At 64.6% G+C, this 15553-nt stretch carries 13 protein-coding genes and 1 pseudogene; 10 read left to right on the top strand and 4 right to left on the bottom strand.

The window, feature by feature from the left end; genetic code table 11:
* The first annotated feature begins 192 nt into the window (after window positions 1–192).
* Window positions 193–867, top strand: coding sequence for a Crp/Fnr family transcriptional regulator (locus tag ACVJ5M_RS16575; RefSeq protein WP_354100637.1), 675 nt, complete (start codon window positions 193–195; stop codon window positions 865–867).
* Here the strand turns inward: ACVJ5M_RS16575 and ACVJ5M_RS16580 are convergent.
* Window positions 864–2126, bottom strand: a complete 1263-nt coding sequence (locus ACVJ5M_RS16580; protein WP_354100631.1) for an MFS transporter — start codon at window positions 2124–2126, stop codon at window positions 864–866. The two genes, ACVJ5M_RS16575 and ACVJ5M_RS16580, sit on opposite strands and share 4 nt — an antisense overlap.
* 290 nt (window positions 2127–2416) lie before the next feature.
* Here ACVJ5M_RS16580 and ACVJ5M_RS16585 point away from each other — a divergent pair, with 290 nt between their 5' ends.
* Complete coding sequence (locus tag ACVJ5M_RS16585; RefSeq protein WP_354100632.1) at window positions 2417–5740, top strand: adenylate/guanylate cyclase domain-containing protein; 3324 nt, start codon at window positions 2417–2419, stop codon at window positions 5738–5740.
* A 21-nt stretch (window positions 5741–5761) separates the two neighbouring features.
* The gene (locus ACVJ5M_RS16590; RefSeq protein WP_354100633.1) at window positions 5762–6442 is read left to right on the top strand and encodes a redoxin family protein; all 681 of its coding nucleotides are present in this window, start codon (window positions 5762–5764) and stop codon (window positions 6440–6442) included.
* Window positions 6443–6459: 17 nt separating this feature from the next.
* Here ACVJ5M_RS16590 and ACVJ5M_RS16595 read toward each other — a convergent pair whose 3' ends face one another.
* Window positions 6460–7299, bottom strand: a complete 840-nt coding sequence (locus tag ACVJ5M_RS16595; protein ID WP_354100634.1) for a uroporphyrinogen-III synthase — start codon at window positions 7297–7299, stop codon at window positions 6460–6462.
* A 173-nt stretch (window positions 7300–7472) separates the two neighbouring features.
* Between ACVJ5M_RS16595 and purU the strand changes: the two genes are divergently transcribed.
* Complete coding sequence (gene purU / locus ACVJ5M_RS16600) at window positions 7473–8336, top strand: formyltetrahydrofolate deformylase (RefSeq protein WP_028152006.1); 864 nt, start codon at window positions 7473–7475, stop codon at window positions 8334–8336.
* A 26-nt stretch (window positions 8337–8362) separates the two neighbouring features.
* Here the strand turns inward: purU and ACVJ5M_RS16605 are convergent, their stop codons facing one another.
* Window positions 8363–8647: a hypothetical protein gene (locus tag ACVJ5M_RS16605; protein ID WP_028152005.1), complete on the bottom strand. Its 285-nt coding sequence runs from the start codon at window positions 8645–8647 to the stop codon at window positions 8363–8365.
* Between the two features lie 512 nt (window positions 8648–9159).
* On the opposite strand from ACVJ5M_RS16605, the gene ACVJ5M_RS16610 reads away from it, so the two are divergent.
* The 6 genes from ACVJ5M_RS16610 (at window position 9160) to ACVJ5M_RS16635 (ending at window position 14991) form a co-directional block, all read left to right on the top strand.
* Window positions 9160–10350 (top strand): ABC transporter substrate-binding protein, encoded by a 1191-nt coding sequence (locus tag ACVJ5M_RS16610; protein WP_063982179.1) that lies wholly within the window; start codon window positions 9160–9162, stop codon window positions 10348–10350.
* Window positions 10351–10484: 134 nt separating this feature from the next.
* The gene (locus ACVJ5M_RS16615; RefSeq protein WP_028152003.1) at window positions 10485–11354 is read left to right on the top strand and encodes a branched-chain amino acid ABC transporter permease; all 870 of its coding nucleotides are present in this window, start codon (window positions 10485–10487) and stop codon (window positions 11352–11354) included.
* Between the two features lie 8 nt (window positions 11355–11362).
* Entirely contained in the window at window positions 11363–12391 is a 1029-nt protein-coding gene (locus ACVJ5M_RS16620; protein WP_354100635.1) for a branched-chain amino acid ABC transporter permease, read from the top strand.
* Window positions 12388–13143, top strand: a complete 756-nt coding sequence (locus ACVJ5M_RS16625; RefSeq protein WP_014493881.1) for an ABC transporter ATP-binding protein — start codon at window positions 12388–12390, stop codon at window positions 13141–13143. Before ACVJ5M_RS16620 ends, ACVJ5M_RS16625 begins: the two co-directional genes overlap by 4 nt.
* Window positions 13136–13852, top strand: a complete 717-nt coding sequence (locus ACVJ5M_RS16630) for an ABC transporter ATP-binding protein (RefSeq protein WP_028152000.1) — start codon at window positions 13136–13138, stop codon at window positions 13850–13852. Before ACVJ5M_RS16625 ends, ACVJ5M_RS16630 begins: the two co-directional genes overlap by 8 nt.
* 20 nt (window positions 13853–13872) lie before the next feature.
* Window positions 13873–14991 carry a cobalamin-independent methionine synthase II family protein gene (locus tag ACVJ5M_RS16635; RefSeq protein WP_028151999.1) on the top strand — a complete coding sequence of 373 codons (1119 nt, stop codon included), beginning with the start codon at window positions 13873–13875 and terminating at the stop codon, window positions 14989–14991.
* A 175-nt stretch (window positions 14992–15166) separates the two neighbouring features.
* Here ACVJ5M_RS16635 and ACVJ5M_RS16640 read toward each other — a convergent pair.
* Window positions 15167–15448 (bottom strand): annotated as a pseudogene (locus tag ACVJ5M_RS16640) (caspase family protein); the annotation flags it as partial.
* Window positions 15449–15553 lie beyond the last annotated feature (105 nt).

Below are 15553 nucleotides of genomic sequence, written 5' to 3' on the forward strand. Positions count from 1 at the left end.
AAAGCCGCATCACCCAAGGTGGTCCTCAATAGGGGAAAGCGCTATTTTGAAATGTCTCCCGCCTGACAATTCTGCGACAAAGTTTTTTCAGGCGGGAGTGGCCTTCATCTTTCGTCGGATGGTGGTCGAAGCGATCGTGTTGCAGTGCAGCAGAGAGATTGGGTGGCGAACGGTGCGGCTGGCTTCGGCATCATGATTTCAGAGGATCAACTGAAGCGGGTCGCCGCCTGGTCGCGCGAGCTCACGGAAGCGGAGATCGAGGTTGCTCGCGCCGGAATCACGGAACGGTCCTACCGCACCGGCGAGACCGTGTTCATGCGCGGCGATACGTTCGGCTATTGGGCGGGCATGGTGAGCGGCCTGGCACGGATGGGCGGGGTCTCGCGCGATGGCAAGGAGACGAGCCTTGCGGGGCTGACGGCCGGGGCCTGGTTCGGCGAGGGCAGCGTGCTCAAGAACGAGCCGCGCCGCTACGACGTGGTCGCGCTGCGCGACAGCCGCGTCGCGCTGATGGAACGCAGCGCCTTCATGTGGCTGTTCGAGAACAGCGTCGGCTTCAACCGCTTCCTGGTGCGTCAGCTCAACGAGCGGCTCGGCCAGTTCATCGGCATGCTCGAGGTCAACCGCACGCTGGATGCCACCGCACGCCTCGCGCGCAGCATCGCCTCGCTGTTCAATCCGATCCTCTATCCCGAGTCGACCGCACACCTGGAAATCACCCAGGAGGAGATCGGCGCGCTCTCCGGCATGTCACGGCAAAACGCCAACCGCGCCCTGAACCGTCTGGAGAAGGAAGGGCTGCTGCGGCTCGAATATGGCGGCGTCACCATTCTAGATGTCGAGCGGCTGCGCAGCTACGGGGACTAGCGCGCATTGGCCGGGGCATGCACCGGCCAGAGGTCGGCGCGCCATCGTACCGCGATCGCCAGCATCGCGATGAAGCCCGCGGCGGCATACAGCGAGCCCGTCGCGGAATAGCCGATGATGTCGATCAGGCTGCCGGCCGCGAGCAACCCGAGCGGCAGGCCGTAGATCACCATCATGCGGACGCCCATGACGCGGCCGCGCAGGTGCGCGCTGGCCGTTCGCATCAGGATCACGGCGGCCGAGATCATCGACATGCTCTGGGCGATGCCGGCAAGAACGAGGCAGGCCATCGCCACCGGCATGGTCCTGATCTCGACAAACACCAGCAGCATGGCGTACCAGGCCAGCGTCGCGCCGATGAGAAGACGGGCAATGCGCAGTCCGCTGACCAGGCTGAGCGTGATGGAGCCGATCAGCGAGCCCACGGCGAAGCTCGCCGAGAGATAACCGAGGCCGGTCTGGTCGGTATGAAAGATGTCCCGCGCGATGTAGGGCAATAGTCCGCCGGTGAAGGGAAAGGCGGTGAGATTGGCCAGGAAGGCGACGCACAGCGCCGCGCGCATTCCCGGGCCGTTCCAGGCATAGACGATCCCTTCCTTGAGGTCGCCCAGCAATCGCGAGACCGCGTGGCTGTTCGCCGGAAGATCGCTCGTCGTGATGGTCCTTTTCGGCCGGGTCAGGCAGAGCATGAGAAGTGCGGCCGCGAGATACAGACAGGCGATCGCCACATAAACGAGGCCGATGCCGAGGACGGCGAACAGACCTGCGCCCGTCAGCGCTCCGGCGATGCGGGCGCTGTCCTGGGTCGTGCGCGCAACGCTGATGGCGCCCACCAGTTGCTCGGCCGGCATGATCTCGGCAAGCAGCGCGCCGCGGACGCCGAGATCGGAGGGGCGGATCAGGCCCATGAGCGCGACGATGATCATCACGCTCAGCGGCGACAAATGACCGGTCAGTGCCAGAACCATGATGGTCGACGAGAGCGCCGTATAGGCAAGGCGCATCACGACCAGGAGATCGCGATGGCCCATCCGGTCGCCGATCATGCCGAGCACCGGCGCGACCAGGGTCCCGACGAACTGCAGCGACGCAAGCACGGTGAGCAGCAGCACGGAGCCCGTCTCGACCATGATGTACCAGCCGAGCACCAGCGTCTCCACTTCGAACGCCCACGAGGTGAGCAGATCGGACGGCCACTGGAAGCGATAATTGCGGATGCGGAATGGCGCGAGTGCGGAAGGTCGTGCGGATGTGCTCAAGATGCGATGACGGGTTTCACGGCGATTCCCCCTTATTCTTGTTCTTCTGTTGGCAGGGTAGCCCCGGCCATGCCTCTGTCAATTGGCGCTACCGCATGCCGCCATGCTTGCCGACGATTTGCGGTGCGCCAGTGCGCCCGCAGCATCGCTTCGTCGCCTAGCCGATACGGAGCGGATGATCAACCGCCGCTTGCTCTTCCCGTGTGACGAGCCCATGCTTGCCAGGTTCCTGGGCCCATCCGGCAGGTCCAGGAGCTCGCGCCATCGCGGCTTCCGCGAGGTCCTGACCCATGAACTGCTCCTGCTGTGGTTTAGAGGTCCAGAGCGGCTTTGCCTTCTGCCCGAAGTGCGGCACGAAGCAGCCGAACGCGTGCCCTGGCTGCGGGTTTCCATGCGCGCCGGATTTCGCCTATTGCCCGAAATGCGGTGCCTTCGTCGCTGAGGTCCCCATAGGCGGAGGGCAGGCATCGGCGCAGACGAGCCCGACGACGCTTCCGATCCGGTCCTCCTCTCCGCCGCTCGTGCCGACGGAGGAGGCTCACGCCGCATTTCGAGCTCCGTCGGACAAGATCGACAGCGAGGCGAACCGCCGCACCATCACCGTGCTGTTTGCCGACCTCAGCGGCTTCACTGCGATGAGCGAGCGGCTCGACCCCGAGGTCATGCAGACGCTTCAAAACGAATTGTTCGAGGAGTTGACGGCCGCGGTGCAAAGCTTTGGCGGCTTCGTGGACAAATTCATCGGCGATGCGCTGCTGGCTCTGTTTGGTGCGCCGGCGGCGCACGAGGACGACCCGGAGCGGGCGGTGCGCGCTGCCCTCGACATGATCGGCCGGACGGCGCGCCTCAGCGAACGCGCGAAGGCGTATGCCGGTTCACCGCTGCTGCTCCATGTCGGCATCAACACCGGGCACGTCGTCGCGGGCGGGCTCGGTGCGGGTGTTTCCAAATCCTATTCGGTGACCGGCGACACGGTGAATACCGCCCAGCGGCTACAGTCGATGGCGGCTCCGGGCGAGGTGCTGGTCGGGCCGTTGACCCACCGTCTGACGCGGCATGCGTTCTCCTATGACTCGCTTGGCGAGGTCTCGCTGAAGGGCAAGATGGGCAGCGTGCTGGTCCACCGTCTGAAGGAGCCGCTCGACACGCCCCGTGCGGCGCGCGGTCTCGACACGCTGGGCCTCAATGCGCCGTTGATCGGGCGCGACGTCGAGCTTGCGCGCCTGATCGGCAGCCTTGATCGCGCGTGCGGCGGCGCGGCTCAACTGGTGCGGCTGGTCGGTGAAGCCGGCATCGGGAAAACGCGCCTGGTCAGCGAATTCGTCGCGCGCATCCGCGACCAGGATCGATTCGCCGGCGTGGCGATCCGGCACGCGGCGTGCTCGCCGCTTGGCGAACAATCCTACGGCACTCTCGCCGCCGTGCTGCGCAGCGCCTATGGCATCGCGCAGAAGGCGGGCGCCGCGGAGGCGGAGGCGAAGGTCGCCGAAGCGCTGTCGGAGCTTGGCCTCGCGACCGACGAGGCGGACCGCCTGATGCCCCTCTATCTGCACGTCCTCGGCCTCGGCGACCCCAACGCCGTGCTCAAGCATGTCGAGCCCGAACAGCTCCGCCGGCAGATATTCTTCGCGATTCGCACCGTCTTCGAACGCCGCCTGGCACTGTCGCCACTGCTGATCATCGTCGAGGATCTGCATTGGGCCGATGCGGTGTCGCTTGAAGCGTTGCGGTTCCTGATGGACCGACTGGAGCGGACGCGGCTGATGCTGCTGTTTACGCATCGGCCGATGCTGGAACTGGACCAGTTCGGCTCGAGCAGGATCAGTCACACAACCCTCCGGCTGCCCCCGCTTGGCGACGCCGACGGACAAAGGCTGCTCGCGGCCTATTTCAGTCACGGTTGGCGTGAACCGCCGGGAGCTCTGTTCGGTCGAATCCTCGATCGCGCCGGCGGCAATCCGCTTTTCCTCGAGGAGATCATACGCGGCCTGATCGAAGCCGGCACCCTGGAGCGCGACGGCGCGCAGTGGCGGATGAAATCGGATGAAGCGGCCGCCGATATTCCGGCAAGCATTCAGGCGTTGTTGCTGGCGCGTCTCGACCGATTGCCGCATCAGGTGCGCCGCCTGGCACAGGAGGCCGCCGTGATCGGCCCGCGGTTTGATGCGGCTGCTCTCGGTGCGGCGGCAACCGAGCCGGCAAGGGTTGAAGCAGGGCTCGAGCTTCTGTGCGACGCGGAGATCATCGAGGAGATCGCGGGCGCGAACTCGATTTCGCTGCGGACCTACCGCTTCACGCAAACCATGCTTCAGGACGTGATCTATCAAAACTTGCTTCTGCAGCGCCGGATCGAGCTTCATGGACGGATCGGCGGGGCGCTCGAAAGGCTCTATGGCAACGAGCCCGAGCGCCTCGAAGATCTCATACTGCTCGGACATCACTTCAGTCTGAGCGCGAGCAAGCCGAAAGGCGCACGCTATCTGCGCGCGGCCGGCGATCGCGCTCGCGCCAGCTATGCCAATGACGATGCCATCCGTCTCTACCAACAGGCCCTCGCCGTGCTGTTGACCGGCGGCGAACGGGAGCCGGAACGTCTGGTCCTGTACGAGCGCATTGCGGACCTCTGTGCCGCGGCTGGCCGCCGGAACACGGCCGAGGAACACTATCAGAGCGCGTTGGAGGGGCACCGCGCGATTCAGGACCGGATCGGCGAAGCGCGAATTCTTCGCAAGCTTGGCCGATTGCTGTGGGACGCCGGCAAGCGGATCAAGGCAGAGACGCATTACGCCGAGGCGGCCAACCTGCTTGGAGGGACCGACGCGCCCATCGAGTGGGCGCATCTCCTGCAGGAGCGCGGCCGTCTCGCGTTCCGGACCGGCGATCACGTGGCCGCCGCAAGATGGGCAGACGAGGCGCTCGGCTATGCACGGTCCGTACCGGCGGACGCGGACGAGCAGGGCGGGCTCGAGGCGGCACGTGCCATTGCGGAGGCCCTCAACACCAAGGGCGTTGCGCTGGCGCGGCTTGGACGACACGAGGAGGCGGTACGCGAGGTGGAGCAAAGCGTTGCAGCCGCCGAAACCGCCGGCCTCCTCAACGTAGCCTGCCGCGGCTACACCAATCTCGGCGTGCTCTACACGATTGTCGACCCGGCGAAGGCCGTGGAGGTCTGCCGGCGTGGACTCGATGTCGCGCGTCGGATCGGGGATCTCGGCTTCCAGGCGCGTCTTCTTGCCAATTTTGCCGTTGCCTGTTGCACCTTCACGGACAGATGTACCGAGGAAGGGGTACCTGCTGCCGAGAAGGCGATCGAAATCGACCGCGCGCTCGATCAGCGCGAGCATCTCTCCGTGCCCTTGATCGTGCTCGGGCAAATCCATCAATGCCACTTCCGCCCCGATCTGGCCGCCCTCTGCTACAATGAGGCAATCGAGGTGGCGAACGAAACCGGCGAACCGCAGCAGCTGTTTCCATGCTATGATGGTCTTGCCACGCTGAGCCTTGATCGAGGCGACATGCCCGAGGCCGACCGATATTTCGCGCTGGCCCATGATGTCTGCGCTCGCCACGGGCTCGATCCCGCCGGGCTGATCGTGCTGCCATTTCTTGACTAGGTCATATGAAGGAGTTCAACCATGCCAGAACTTCATGTCGATGGACCGCTTCAACCGGGCGATCGCGCGCCAAACGTCGTGCTGGACGCCATCACACGCGATGGAACGATCTCGCTCCAGGATTTTCGCGGGCACAGTCCGATATTGATCGGCTTGTTTCGCGGGCTGCACTGTCCGTTCTGTCGGCGCCACATCGCGGCACAGGCGCAGCTTGACGCAGCCCTGCGCGACAAGGGTGTCGAAAGTCTCACGGTCGTGAATACGCCCATTGAGCGCGCGCGGCTCTACTTCCGCTATCATCCCTTGCCCAATCTGCTCGCCGCGTCCGACCCCGAGCGGGTCTCGCACCGCGCGTTCGGCCTGCCCACTATCGAGTTTACGGAGAACGAAACCGAGTGGCCGCGCAAGGTGGGTATGGACGTCGTCAAGAGCATGCAGGTGGATGTGCCTGGCGAAACGTCGGGGCCGATGAATCGGTTGGCGGCTTCCGAGTACCTCAACAACAAGGACGGCTACGAGATGATGGAGGCCGATCAGCGCATGGCGGCAACCGGCCAGGGCCAGCTGTTCGGCCAGTTCCTGCTCGATCGCGAGGGGATCGTGCGCTGGACCTTTACCGAGGTTCCTGAAGGTGGCCACCGCATGTTCGGGGCTCCGAGCCCTCAGGAGTTGATGTCGGCCGCCTCGCAGGTGGCAAGCTAGGCATCATCGCCTGGTGATTAACCCGCCACCTTCGGCCGTTTCTCGGCGAGCGCTGCCGCCATCGCCGAGATCAGCGGGCGCATGAAATAGTGGTCTTCCGCCGGCGCGATGTCCGTGCGCAGGCCATGCGCGGCGAGCTCTCCCGACACCGCAGGACCCACCGACGCAATCAGCGTCCGCTCCAACCCTGCGCGCAACTTCGCCTCACTGCCATGTGCCTTCGCGGCTTCCACGAGGCGGCGGACCTGGCCAAGATTGGTCAGCGCGATGGAATCGATCCGCCCCTCGGTCATGTCGTCGATGGCGGCGACGATGTTGGCATCCGCTGCCTTGGAATCGTAGGCATAAGGCAGCACGGTATCGACATCGGCGCCTTGCGCGGCAAGTGCGCCGGTCAGTGCGCTGTGGTCCTTGTCCGGATAAAGCTGAAGGCCGACGCGTCGCCCCTTCAGATCGAGCCTGCCCAGCATTTCGATCACGCCCTCGGTGGTCGGCTTCTCCGTGTTCTGCTGCGCATCGAGGGAGATCTCGCGCAACGCCTTGCCGGGCTTCGGGCCGCGGGTGAATTTTCGCGATTTGGCGAGGGCTGCGACCAGAGCCTGGTCGAGACCACGGGTCCGCGCGAGCTTCATGATCCGCCGCAGGCCTTCGCCCGTCATCAGCACGAGGTCGTCAAGGGGCTGGTCGATGGCGCGGCGAATCCAGGCCTCGACCGGGGCGGGATCGGGCGCGTCGTGAATGGTGAACATCGGGCACTGCACGACGTCGGCACCTTGCTCGGCCAGAAGCTTTGCAAACTGGGCCTCCTCGCGCGTCTCCAGGATCAGGATGCGGTAGCCGTTCAAGCGGTCGGCCATGGGTGTGCTCCGGCGGTAAATTGCAATGGTCCGTTCATCCTGACTCCGCGCTTTATGCTGACGCAAGTCTTGCGATCAAGTCTTGGGATTGGCGCGAGGGCGGGGTCCGTGATAGAGCAGGGCGCAAATCGCGGATCGTTCCGCAGTCGCTGCCCAAACCTTCATCAAGAGCCATGCCTGATCATCAATATGTCCTGACCCTGTCCTGTCCGGATCGTCCCGGCATCGTCTCGGCGGTGTCGACCTTTCTGGCCCACAACGGACAGAACATTCTCGATGCCCAGCAGTTCGACGACGTCGAGACCAAGAAGTTCTTCATGCGCGTGGTGTTCACCGCGGCCGATCTCGCCGTGGAGCTGTCGGCGCTCCAGACCGGCTTTGCCGCGATCGCGGAGCGTTTCGGCATGGAGTGGCAGATGCGTGACCGTGCAGCGCATCGCAAGGTGATGCTGCTGGTGTCGAAGTCCGACCATTGCCTGGTCGACATCCTCTATCGCTGGCGCACCGGCGAGCTGCCGATGGTCCCGACCGCAATCGTCTCCAACCATCCGCGCGAGGTCTATGCCGGGCTCGATTTCGGCGGCATCCCGTTCCACCATCTGCCTGTCACCAAGGAGACCAAGCGCGAGCAGGAGGCGCAGATCCTCGATCTCGTCGCCGAGACCGGCACCGATCTCGTCGTGCTCGCGCGCTACATGCAGATCCTGTCGGATGATCTGTCTGCCAAGCTTTCCGGCCGCTGCATCAACATCCACCACTCGTTCCTGCCGGGCTTCAAGGGCGCAAAGCCCTATCACCAGGCCCATGAGCGCGGCGTCAAGCTGATCGGTGCGACCGCCCATTACGTCACGCGCGACCTCGACGAAGGTCCGATCGTCGATCAGGACGTCGAGCGCATCAGCCACCGCGACACCCCGGAGGATCTCGTCCGCAAGGGCCGCGATATCGAGCGGCGCGTGCTGGCCCGCGCGATCCGCTACCACCTCGACGACCGCGTCATCCTCAACGGCCGCAAGACCGTGGTGTTTATGGATTAGCGAATGGTGAGTGGCGAGTAGCGCCCTCAGCGCACCGCGTTGCCGGACGCCGAGCCGGTCGCACCCTTCTGCGCCTGCTCTTCCTTCTCGCGATCGGCCGCCGGCAGCAGCCGCTTGCGTTCGCGCTCTTTCATGTAGGCGTCGTATTGCGGCGTGCCGGGCCGCGGCGGTGCGTCGGCCGGCAGGCCGCCGGCCCATTGCGGGACGTAGTCGCCCATGCCGGCGGAGAGCTTTTCGTTGACGGTGCCGCAGCCGGACAGCCCCGCGGCGAGCGCAACGAGGGTCAGGACGGAGCGGAAAAGCTTGAGCATTGTGCGCGCGAATTCAGTCGTGTTGGACGCCGGGTTAGGCTGGCGCGGGGAGAGTAGTCTTCAACAAGGTAAAATAGACTTATTCGAGGTAGGTAATTAACTACCGATTTGCCGTGAACCGCGGTGTCCGAATTCTGCAAAAGAAAGACGAAATCCTCCATCCACGCGGCCGGTCGCTTTCTAGACTGTGGCAAGGGGCACGCGACAAACTGGCTTGGTCGGCGGCAGGGCTTTTTCGTTGACAGGTCCATTTTATTTGTACAATCGTACAAATAGGAGCGGCCAGGATGGGGATGCTCGGGTTACTCCGACGTAACCACGGCATCGCTCCCTGTCGTCGGCAATCGGGACGCGCGGCTTGCGCCGAATGGTCGCCAAACGTCCGATTGACAATAAGGGCGCGAAAGACGCCATGTGGCGCGACATCGCGCGTGCGTGAGCTAAGGTTGAGCCAAGGACCGGGCACTCGGTCCGGCGCACAAGAGATCAGGAATGAAGGGGAGGGACATCTGATGTTCGAACGGAAGACGTTTTCTTATAAGGTCTCTTGGACCGCGGCAGCGGCCGCCATCGCCGGCCTTGCGGCCATCGTGCCGGCCAAGGCCGAGGACACCGTCAAGGTCGGCCTGATCCTGCCGATGACCGGCGGCCAGGCCTCGACCGGCAAGCAGATCGAGAACGCGATCAAGCTCTATATGCAGCAGAAGGGCGACACCGTCGCCGGCAAGAAGATCGAGATCATCCTCAAGGACGACGCCGCGATTCCGGACAAGACCAAGACGGCCGCGCAGGAGCTGATCGTCAACGACAAGGTCAATTTCATCGCCGGCTTCGGCGTGACGCCGGCCGCGCTCGCGGCCGCGCCGCTCGCAACCCAGGCCAAGATCCCGGAAGTCGTGATGGCGGCCGGCACCTCCATCATCACCGAGCGCTCGCCCTACATCGTGCGCACCAGCTTCACGCTGGCGCAGTCCTCGACCATCATCGCCGACTGGGCGGTGAAGAACGGCATCAAGAAGGTGGCGACGCTCACCTCCGACTACGCGCCGGGCAACGACGCACTGAACTTCTTCAAGCAGAACTTCACCGCCGGCGGCGGTGAGGTGGTCGAAGAGGTGAAGACGCCGCTCGCCAATCCCGATTTCGCGCCGTTCCTCCAGCGCATGAAGGATGCCAAGCCCGACGCGATCTTCGTGTTCGTGCCGGCCGGCCAGGGCGGCAACTTCATGAAGCAGTATGCCGAGCGTGGCCTCGACAAGGCCGGCATCAAGGTAATCGGACCGGGCGACGTCACCGACGACGACCTGCTCAACAACATGGGCGACGCCGTGCTCGGCACGGTCACCGCGCATCTGTATTCCGCGGCGCATCCCTCGCAGATGAACAAGGATTTCGTCGCGGCCTACAAGAAGGCCTACGGCAACCGTCCGGGCTTCATGGCCGTGAGCGGCTATGACGGCATCCACCTCATCTACGAGGCGCTGAAGAAGACCAATGGCGACACCGACGGCACCAAGCTGGTCGAAGCCATGAAGGGCCAGAAGTGGGAAAGCCCGCGCGGCCCGATCTCGATCGACCCCGAGACCCGCGACATCGTGCAGAACATCTACATCCGCAAGGTCGAGAAGGTCGACGGCGAGCTCTACAATGTCGAGTTCGCGACCTTCGAAGCCGTCAAGGATCTCGGTAAGACGAAGAAGTGACGCGCGAAAAGCGCGTCATCCCCGAGCGCGCTTAGCGCGCATCGGGGATCTCGACGTGATGGAAATGGATTCCGGGTTCAGCGCTGCGCGCTGCCCCGGAATGACGAGTGATTACCAGGGTTCACCCGCTTCCGATGACCTCTATCCTCACCAACCTGTTCGATGGCGTTGCCTACGGCATGCTGCTGTTCGTGCTCGCTTGCGGGCTTGCGGTCACGCTCGGCCTGATGAACTTCGTCAACCTCGCCCACGGCGCCTTTGCCATGGCCGGCGGCTATGTCTGCATGGTCCTGGTCAACCGGATGGGCTGGCCGTTCTTCGCAGCACTGCCGCTCGCCTTTGTCTCCGCAGCAGCCATCGGCATCGTGCTCGAACGAACGCTCTACCGCCATCTCTATGCGCGCAGCCATCTCGACCAGGTGCTGTTCACGATCGGTCTGACGTTCATGTCGGTCGCGGCCGTCGATTACATCCAGGGCTCATCGCGCGTCTTCATCAATTTGCCGGCTGCGCTCCAGGGCCAGTTCGACGTGTTCGGCGTCGGCATCGGCCGCTACCGGTTGATGATCATCGTGATCTGCGGCCTGCTCACCATTGCTCTCCAGATGGTGCTGGCCAAGACCCGGTTCGGCAGCCGGCTGCGCGCCGCGGTCGATGATCCCCGTGCCGCGAGCGGGCTCGGCATCAACGTGCCGCAGGTGTTCGCCTTCACCTTTGCTTTCGGCTGCGGGCTCGCCGGTCTCGGTGGTGCACTGAGCGCCGAGATCCTCGGCCTCGATCCGTATTTCCCGCTGAAGTTCATGATCTACTTCCTGATCGTGGTCACCGTCGGCGGTTCGTCCTCGATCACCGGGCCGTTCCTGGCCTCGCTCCTGCTCGGCATCGGCGACGTCGCCGGCAAATATTATGTGCCGAAGATGGGCCCCTTCGTGATCTACACCATGATGATCGTGATCCTGATCTGGCGCCCGAACGGCCTGTTCGGCCGCACCGCCGCGCGTTGAGGCCACCGATGAGCGCTTCCTCCGACGTCGGTTATCACGCCCAGCGCCAGGCGCGCTGGCACTATGGCGAAGTCGCCTTCTGGCTCGTCGTGCTGGCCTGCGGCTTCGCATTTCCCACACGCTATCTGATCATGACCGACATCCTGCGGCTGGCGCTGTTTGCGATGTCGCTCGATCTCATCCTCGGTTATGCCGGCATCGTCTCGCTCGGCCACGCCGCTTTCTTCGGCGTCGGCGCCTACGCCGCGGGGCTTCTCGCCTTGCATGGGATCATCAACGAGCCCGTGCTCGCGCTGATCGTCGCGGGCCTTGCCGCGATGGTGCTGGGGTTCGCCACCAGCTTCCTCGTGATCCGCGGCGTCGATCTGACCCGGCTGATGGTCACGCTCGGTATCGCGTTGCTGCTCGAGGCACTCGCCGAGCGCTTCTCCAACATCACCGGCGGCACCGACGGCTTGCAGGGCATCGAGATGCAGCCGATCTTCGGCGAGATCCCGTTCGACATGTTCGGCAAGACCGGCTTCTTCTACTCGCTGGCGGTGCTGTTCCTGTTGTTCCTGTTTGCTCGCCGCGTCGTGCATTCGCCGTTCGGTCTGTCGCTGCGCGCGATCAAGAACAATCCGCTGCGCGCAGCCGCCATCGGCATCCCCGTCAACCGCCGCCTGATCGCGATCTACACGCTCGCGGCGTTCTATGCCGGCGTCGCGGGCGCGCTGTTCACCCAGACCACGGCGATCGCCTCCCTCGACGTGTTCGCCTTCGAGCGTTCGGCCGATTTGATGCTGGTGCTCGTCATCGGCGGGACCGGCTATCTCTATGGCGGGCTGGTCGGCGCGGTGATCTTCCGCATGCTCCAGGAAGTGTTCTCCACCATCACCCCGCAATATTGGCAGTTCTGGATCGGTCTCGTGCTGGTCGTGATCGTGCTGGTCGGCCGCCAGCGCCTGCATCGCTGGGTGCTCTATGTGCCGAACCTGATCATCAAGCAGGTTGCCGGACGCAAGGCCGTCGTCGCCGTGCCGGAGAGCGACGCATGACCATCGCGCTCGAAACCCAAAATCTCGAAAAGCAGTTCGGCGGCCTGCGCGTGACGCGGGACCTGTCGCTCAAGATCGAGCAGGGCGCCCGCCACGCGCTGATCGGCCCGAACGGCGCCGGCAAGACCACGGTCATCAACCAGCTCACCGGCGTGCTCAAGCCGAACTCGGGCCGGATCCTGCTCGAAGGCCAGGACATTACCGATCTGCCCGTGCACAAGCGCGTGCTGCGCGGCCTGTCGCGCACCTTCCAGATCAACCAGCTCTATCCCGACCTGACCCCGCTCGAGACCATCGGCCTTGCCGTCTCCGAGCGTCTCGGCCATGGCGGCGACTGGTGGCGGCGGATGGGCACGCGGAGCGACGTCAATGGCGAGATCGCCGACCTCCTGAGGCGCTTCCATCTGCTCGACGTCATGAACGAAGAGACCGTGACGCTGCCTTACGGAAAGCAGCGCCTGCTCGAGATCGCGGTCGCGATCGCCGCCAAGCCCCGCGTGCTGCTGCTCGACGAGCCCGCCGCCGGCGTGCCCGAGAGCGAACGCCACGACATTCTTGCCGTCGTAGGCAGCCTGCCGCGCGACGTCACCGTGCTCCTGATCGAGCACGACATGGACCTCGTCTTTTCCTTCGCCGACCGCATCTCGGTATTGGTCTCGGGCGCGCTGCTCACCGAGGGGCCGCCCGACGTGGTCGCGCGCGACCCCCAGGTCAAGGCCGTCTATCTCGGCGAGGAGGCGGTCAATGTCTGACCTGCTCGCGATCGACGCACTTCGCGCCGGCTATGGCGAGGCGGTGGTGCTGTCCAACATGTCCCTGCGCCTCGCCGAGGGGCAGGTGCTTGCGCTGCTGGGCCGCAACGGGACCGGCAAGACCACGCTGATCAACTCCATCGTCGGCGTGACCCGCCGCTTCTCCGGCTCGGTCGCGCTCGCCGGCACCGATGTCACGAGCTTGCGGCCCGATCAGCGGGCGCGGGCCGGCATCGGCTGGGTGCCGCAGGAGCGCAACATCTTCCGCTCGCTGACGGTGGAAGAGAACATGACCGCGGTGGCGCAGCCCGGCCCTTGGACGGTCGAGCGGGTCTACGAGATGTTCCCGCGGCTGAAGGAGCGGCGGAGCAATTTTGGCAACCAGCTCTCCGGCGGCGAGCAGCAGATGCTGGCGATCGGCCGGGCGTTGACCCTCAACCCGAAGGTCCTGCTGCTGGACGAGCCGACGGAGGGCCTCGCCCCCATCATCGTCGAGGAGCTTCTGAAGGCGATCGGCACCATCACCCGGGCGGGCGGCATCTGCTCGATCATCGTCGAGCAGAACGCGCAAAAGATTCTGGGGCTCGCCGACCGTGTTGTGATATTGGAGCGCGGAACGATCGTCCACGACGCCCCGAGCGCCGCGCTGAAGGCCGACCCGTCGGTCCTCGAGCGCCACCTCGGCGTCGCAGGGGCGGCGGCCCACTAGAAATTCGGGAGAGACAAGACATGCAGCGAACCAAAGCCCCCTTCCGCGCCGACGAGGTCGGCAGCCTCCTGCGTCCGGCCAAGATCAAGGAAGCCCGCGTCAGGCTCGAGAAGGGCGAGATCTCGGCTGACGATCTGCGCAAGATCGAGGACATGGAGATCGAGAAGGTCGTGCACAAGCAGGCCTCGATCGGCCTGAAGCTCGCGACCGACGGCGAATTCCGCCGCTCCTGGTGGCACTTTGACTTCCTGGCCAAGCTCACCGGCTGCGAAATGTTTCACCCGGACACGGGCATCCAGTTCGCGGGCGTCGAGACGCGGCATGATGCGGTCCGCGTGATCGGCAAGCTCGATTTCCCCGACGACCATCCGATGCTGGATCACTTCCGCTTCCTGAAGAAGTCCGCCGACCAGGCCCACGTCACCGCCAAGATGACGATCCCCTCGCCGGCCGTGCTGCACTTCCGCGGCGGCCGCAAGGCAATCTCCAAGGACGTCTATCCCGATCTCGACGCGTTCTACGAAGACCTCGGCAAGACCTACCGCAAGGCCGTGAAGGCGTTTTACGATGCCGGCTGCCGCTATCTTCAGTTCGACGACACCGTGTGGGCCTATCTCTGTTCGCAGGACGAATTGAAGAAGGCGCGCGAGCGCGGCGACAATCCCGAGGGTCTCCAGCAGATCTATGCGCGCGTCATCAATTACGCGCTGGCCGAAAAGCCGGCCGACATGGTGGTGACGACGCATGTCTGCCGCGGCAATTTCCGCTCGACCTGGATTTCTTCGGGCGGCTACGAGCCCGTGGCCGAGACCATGCTGGCCGGCACCAATTACGATGGCTACTTCCTCGAATACGACAGCGACCGCGCCGGCGGCTTCGAGCCGCTGCGCTTCCTGCCCAAGGGCAACAAGGTCGTCGTGGTCGGCGTCATCACCTCGAAGTTCGGTGAGCTCGAGAAAAAGGACGACATCAAGCGTCGCCTCGAAGAGGCCGCCAAATTCGCGCCGCTGGAGCAGCTCGCGCTGTCCCCGCAGTGCGGCTTTGCCTCGACCGAGGAAGGCAACATCCTCTCCGAGGAAGAGCAGTGGGCCAAGCTCGGCCTTGCGGTCGAGATCGCCAAGGAAGTGTGGGGCAACTAAGTTTGCCACGCGGCTGCTGTCATTCCCCGCGAAAGCGGGGAATCCAGTACGCCGCGGCTTTTCGGTGAATCACGGACGTCTCGGCGTACTGGATCGCCCGATTCAAGCCGGGCGATGACACCGAGTGAGTGGCGGGCAGCGTTGCACCCTTGAAAACCAGTGCGCTCACCCGCCCTCACTTCTCCGCCAGATAGACCTCGCCCAGCAGCGACGAGTTCGACCACGGCACCTGCTTGTTCTTCGTGCTCGAGACCACTTCCGCCCGCACGCGCGTCAGCATCTGTTGCACCTCCAGCCCCGGCGTGCCGAGATGGCGGGAGAGGGCGGCGGAGAACGGCGAGTTGGCGCCTTCGCCGTCGAGCGCGACCTGGCCCGGCGCGGTGGCGAACGCGATCAGCGTGCCCGCGCCTAGCGTTGCACCGGCGCCCAGGCTCGTTGGCGCTGCGAGGCCCGAAGCGGTCGTCCGTGAAGAATGCGGATTGATCTGAGAAATAAGCAGAATTTGTCTTGATGTAGTATTCGATTTTGCAGGAAAGCGGGGTGTTGGACCTCGCTTTCTTGC

This window comes from Bradyrhizobium sp. S3.7.6 (genome assembly GCF_054061875.1).

Coding starts and splice junctions, on each gene's coding strand:
- ACVJ5M_RS16635 (WP_028151999.1), top strand. CDS start 13,873: ATGCAGCGAACCAAAGCCCCCTTCCGCGCCGACGAGGTCGGCAGCCTC.
- ACVJ5M_RS16590 (WP_354100633.1), top strand. CDS start 5,762: ATGCCAGAACTTCATGTCGATGGACCGCTTCAACCGGGCGATCGCGCG.
- ACVJ5M_RS16585 (WP_354100632.1), top strand. CDS start 2,417: ATGAACTGCTCCTGCTGTGGTTTAGAGGTCCAGAGCGGCTTTGCCTTC.
- ACVJ5M_RS16630 (WP_028152000.1), top strand. CDS start 13,136: ATGTCTGACCTGCTCGCGATCGACGCACTTCGCGCCGGCTATGGCGAG.
- ACVJ5M_RS16610 (WP_063982179.1), top strand. CDS start 9,160: ATGTTCGAACGGAAGACGTTTTCTTATAAGGTCTCTTGGACCGCGGCA.
- ACVJ5M_RS16620 (WP_354100635.1), top strand. CDS start 11,363: ATGAGCGCTTCCTCCGACGTCGGTTATCACGCCCAGCGCCAGGCGCGC.
- ACVJ5M_RS16595 (WP_354100634.1), bottom strand. CDS start 7,299: ATGGCCGACCGCTTGAACGGCTACCGCATCCTGATCCTGGAGACGCGC.
- ACVJ5M_RS16605 (WP_028152005.1), bottom strand. CDS start 8,647: ATGCTCAAGCTTTTCCGCTCCGTCCTGACCCTCGTTGCGCTCGCCGCG.
- purU (WP_028152006.1), top strand. CDS start 7,473: ATGCCTGATCATCAATATGTCCTGACCCTGTCCTGTCCGGATCGTCCC.
- ACVJ5M_RS16575 (WP_354100637.1), top strand. CDS start 193: ATGATTTCAGAGGATCAACTGAAGCGGGTCGCCGCCTGGTCGCGCGAG.
- ACVJ5M_RS16615 (WP_028152003.1), top strand. CDS start 10,485: ATGACCTCTATCCTCACCAACCTGTTCGATGGCGTTGCCTACGGCATG.
- ACVJ5M_RS16625 (WP_014493881.1), top strand. CDS start 12,388: ATGACCATCGCGCTCGAAACCCAAAATCTCGAAAAGCAGTTCGGCGGC.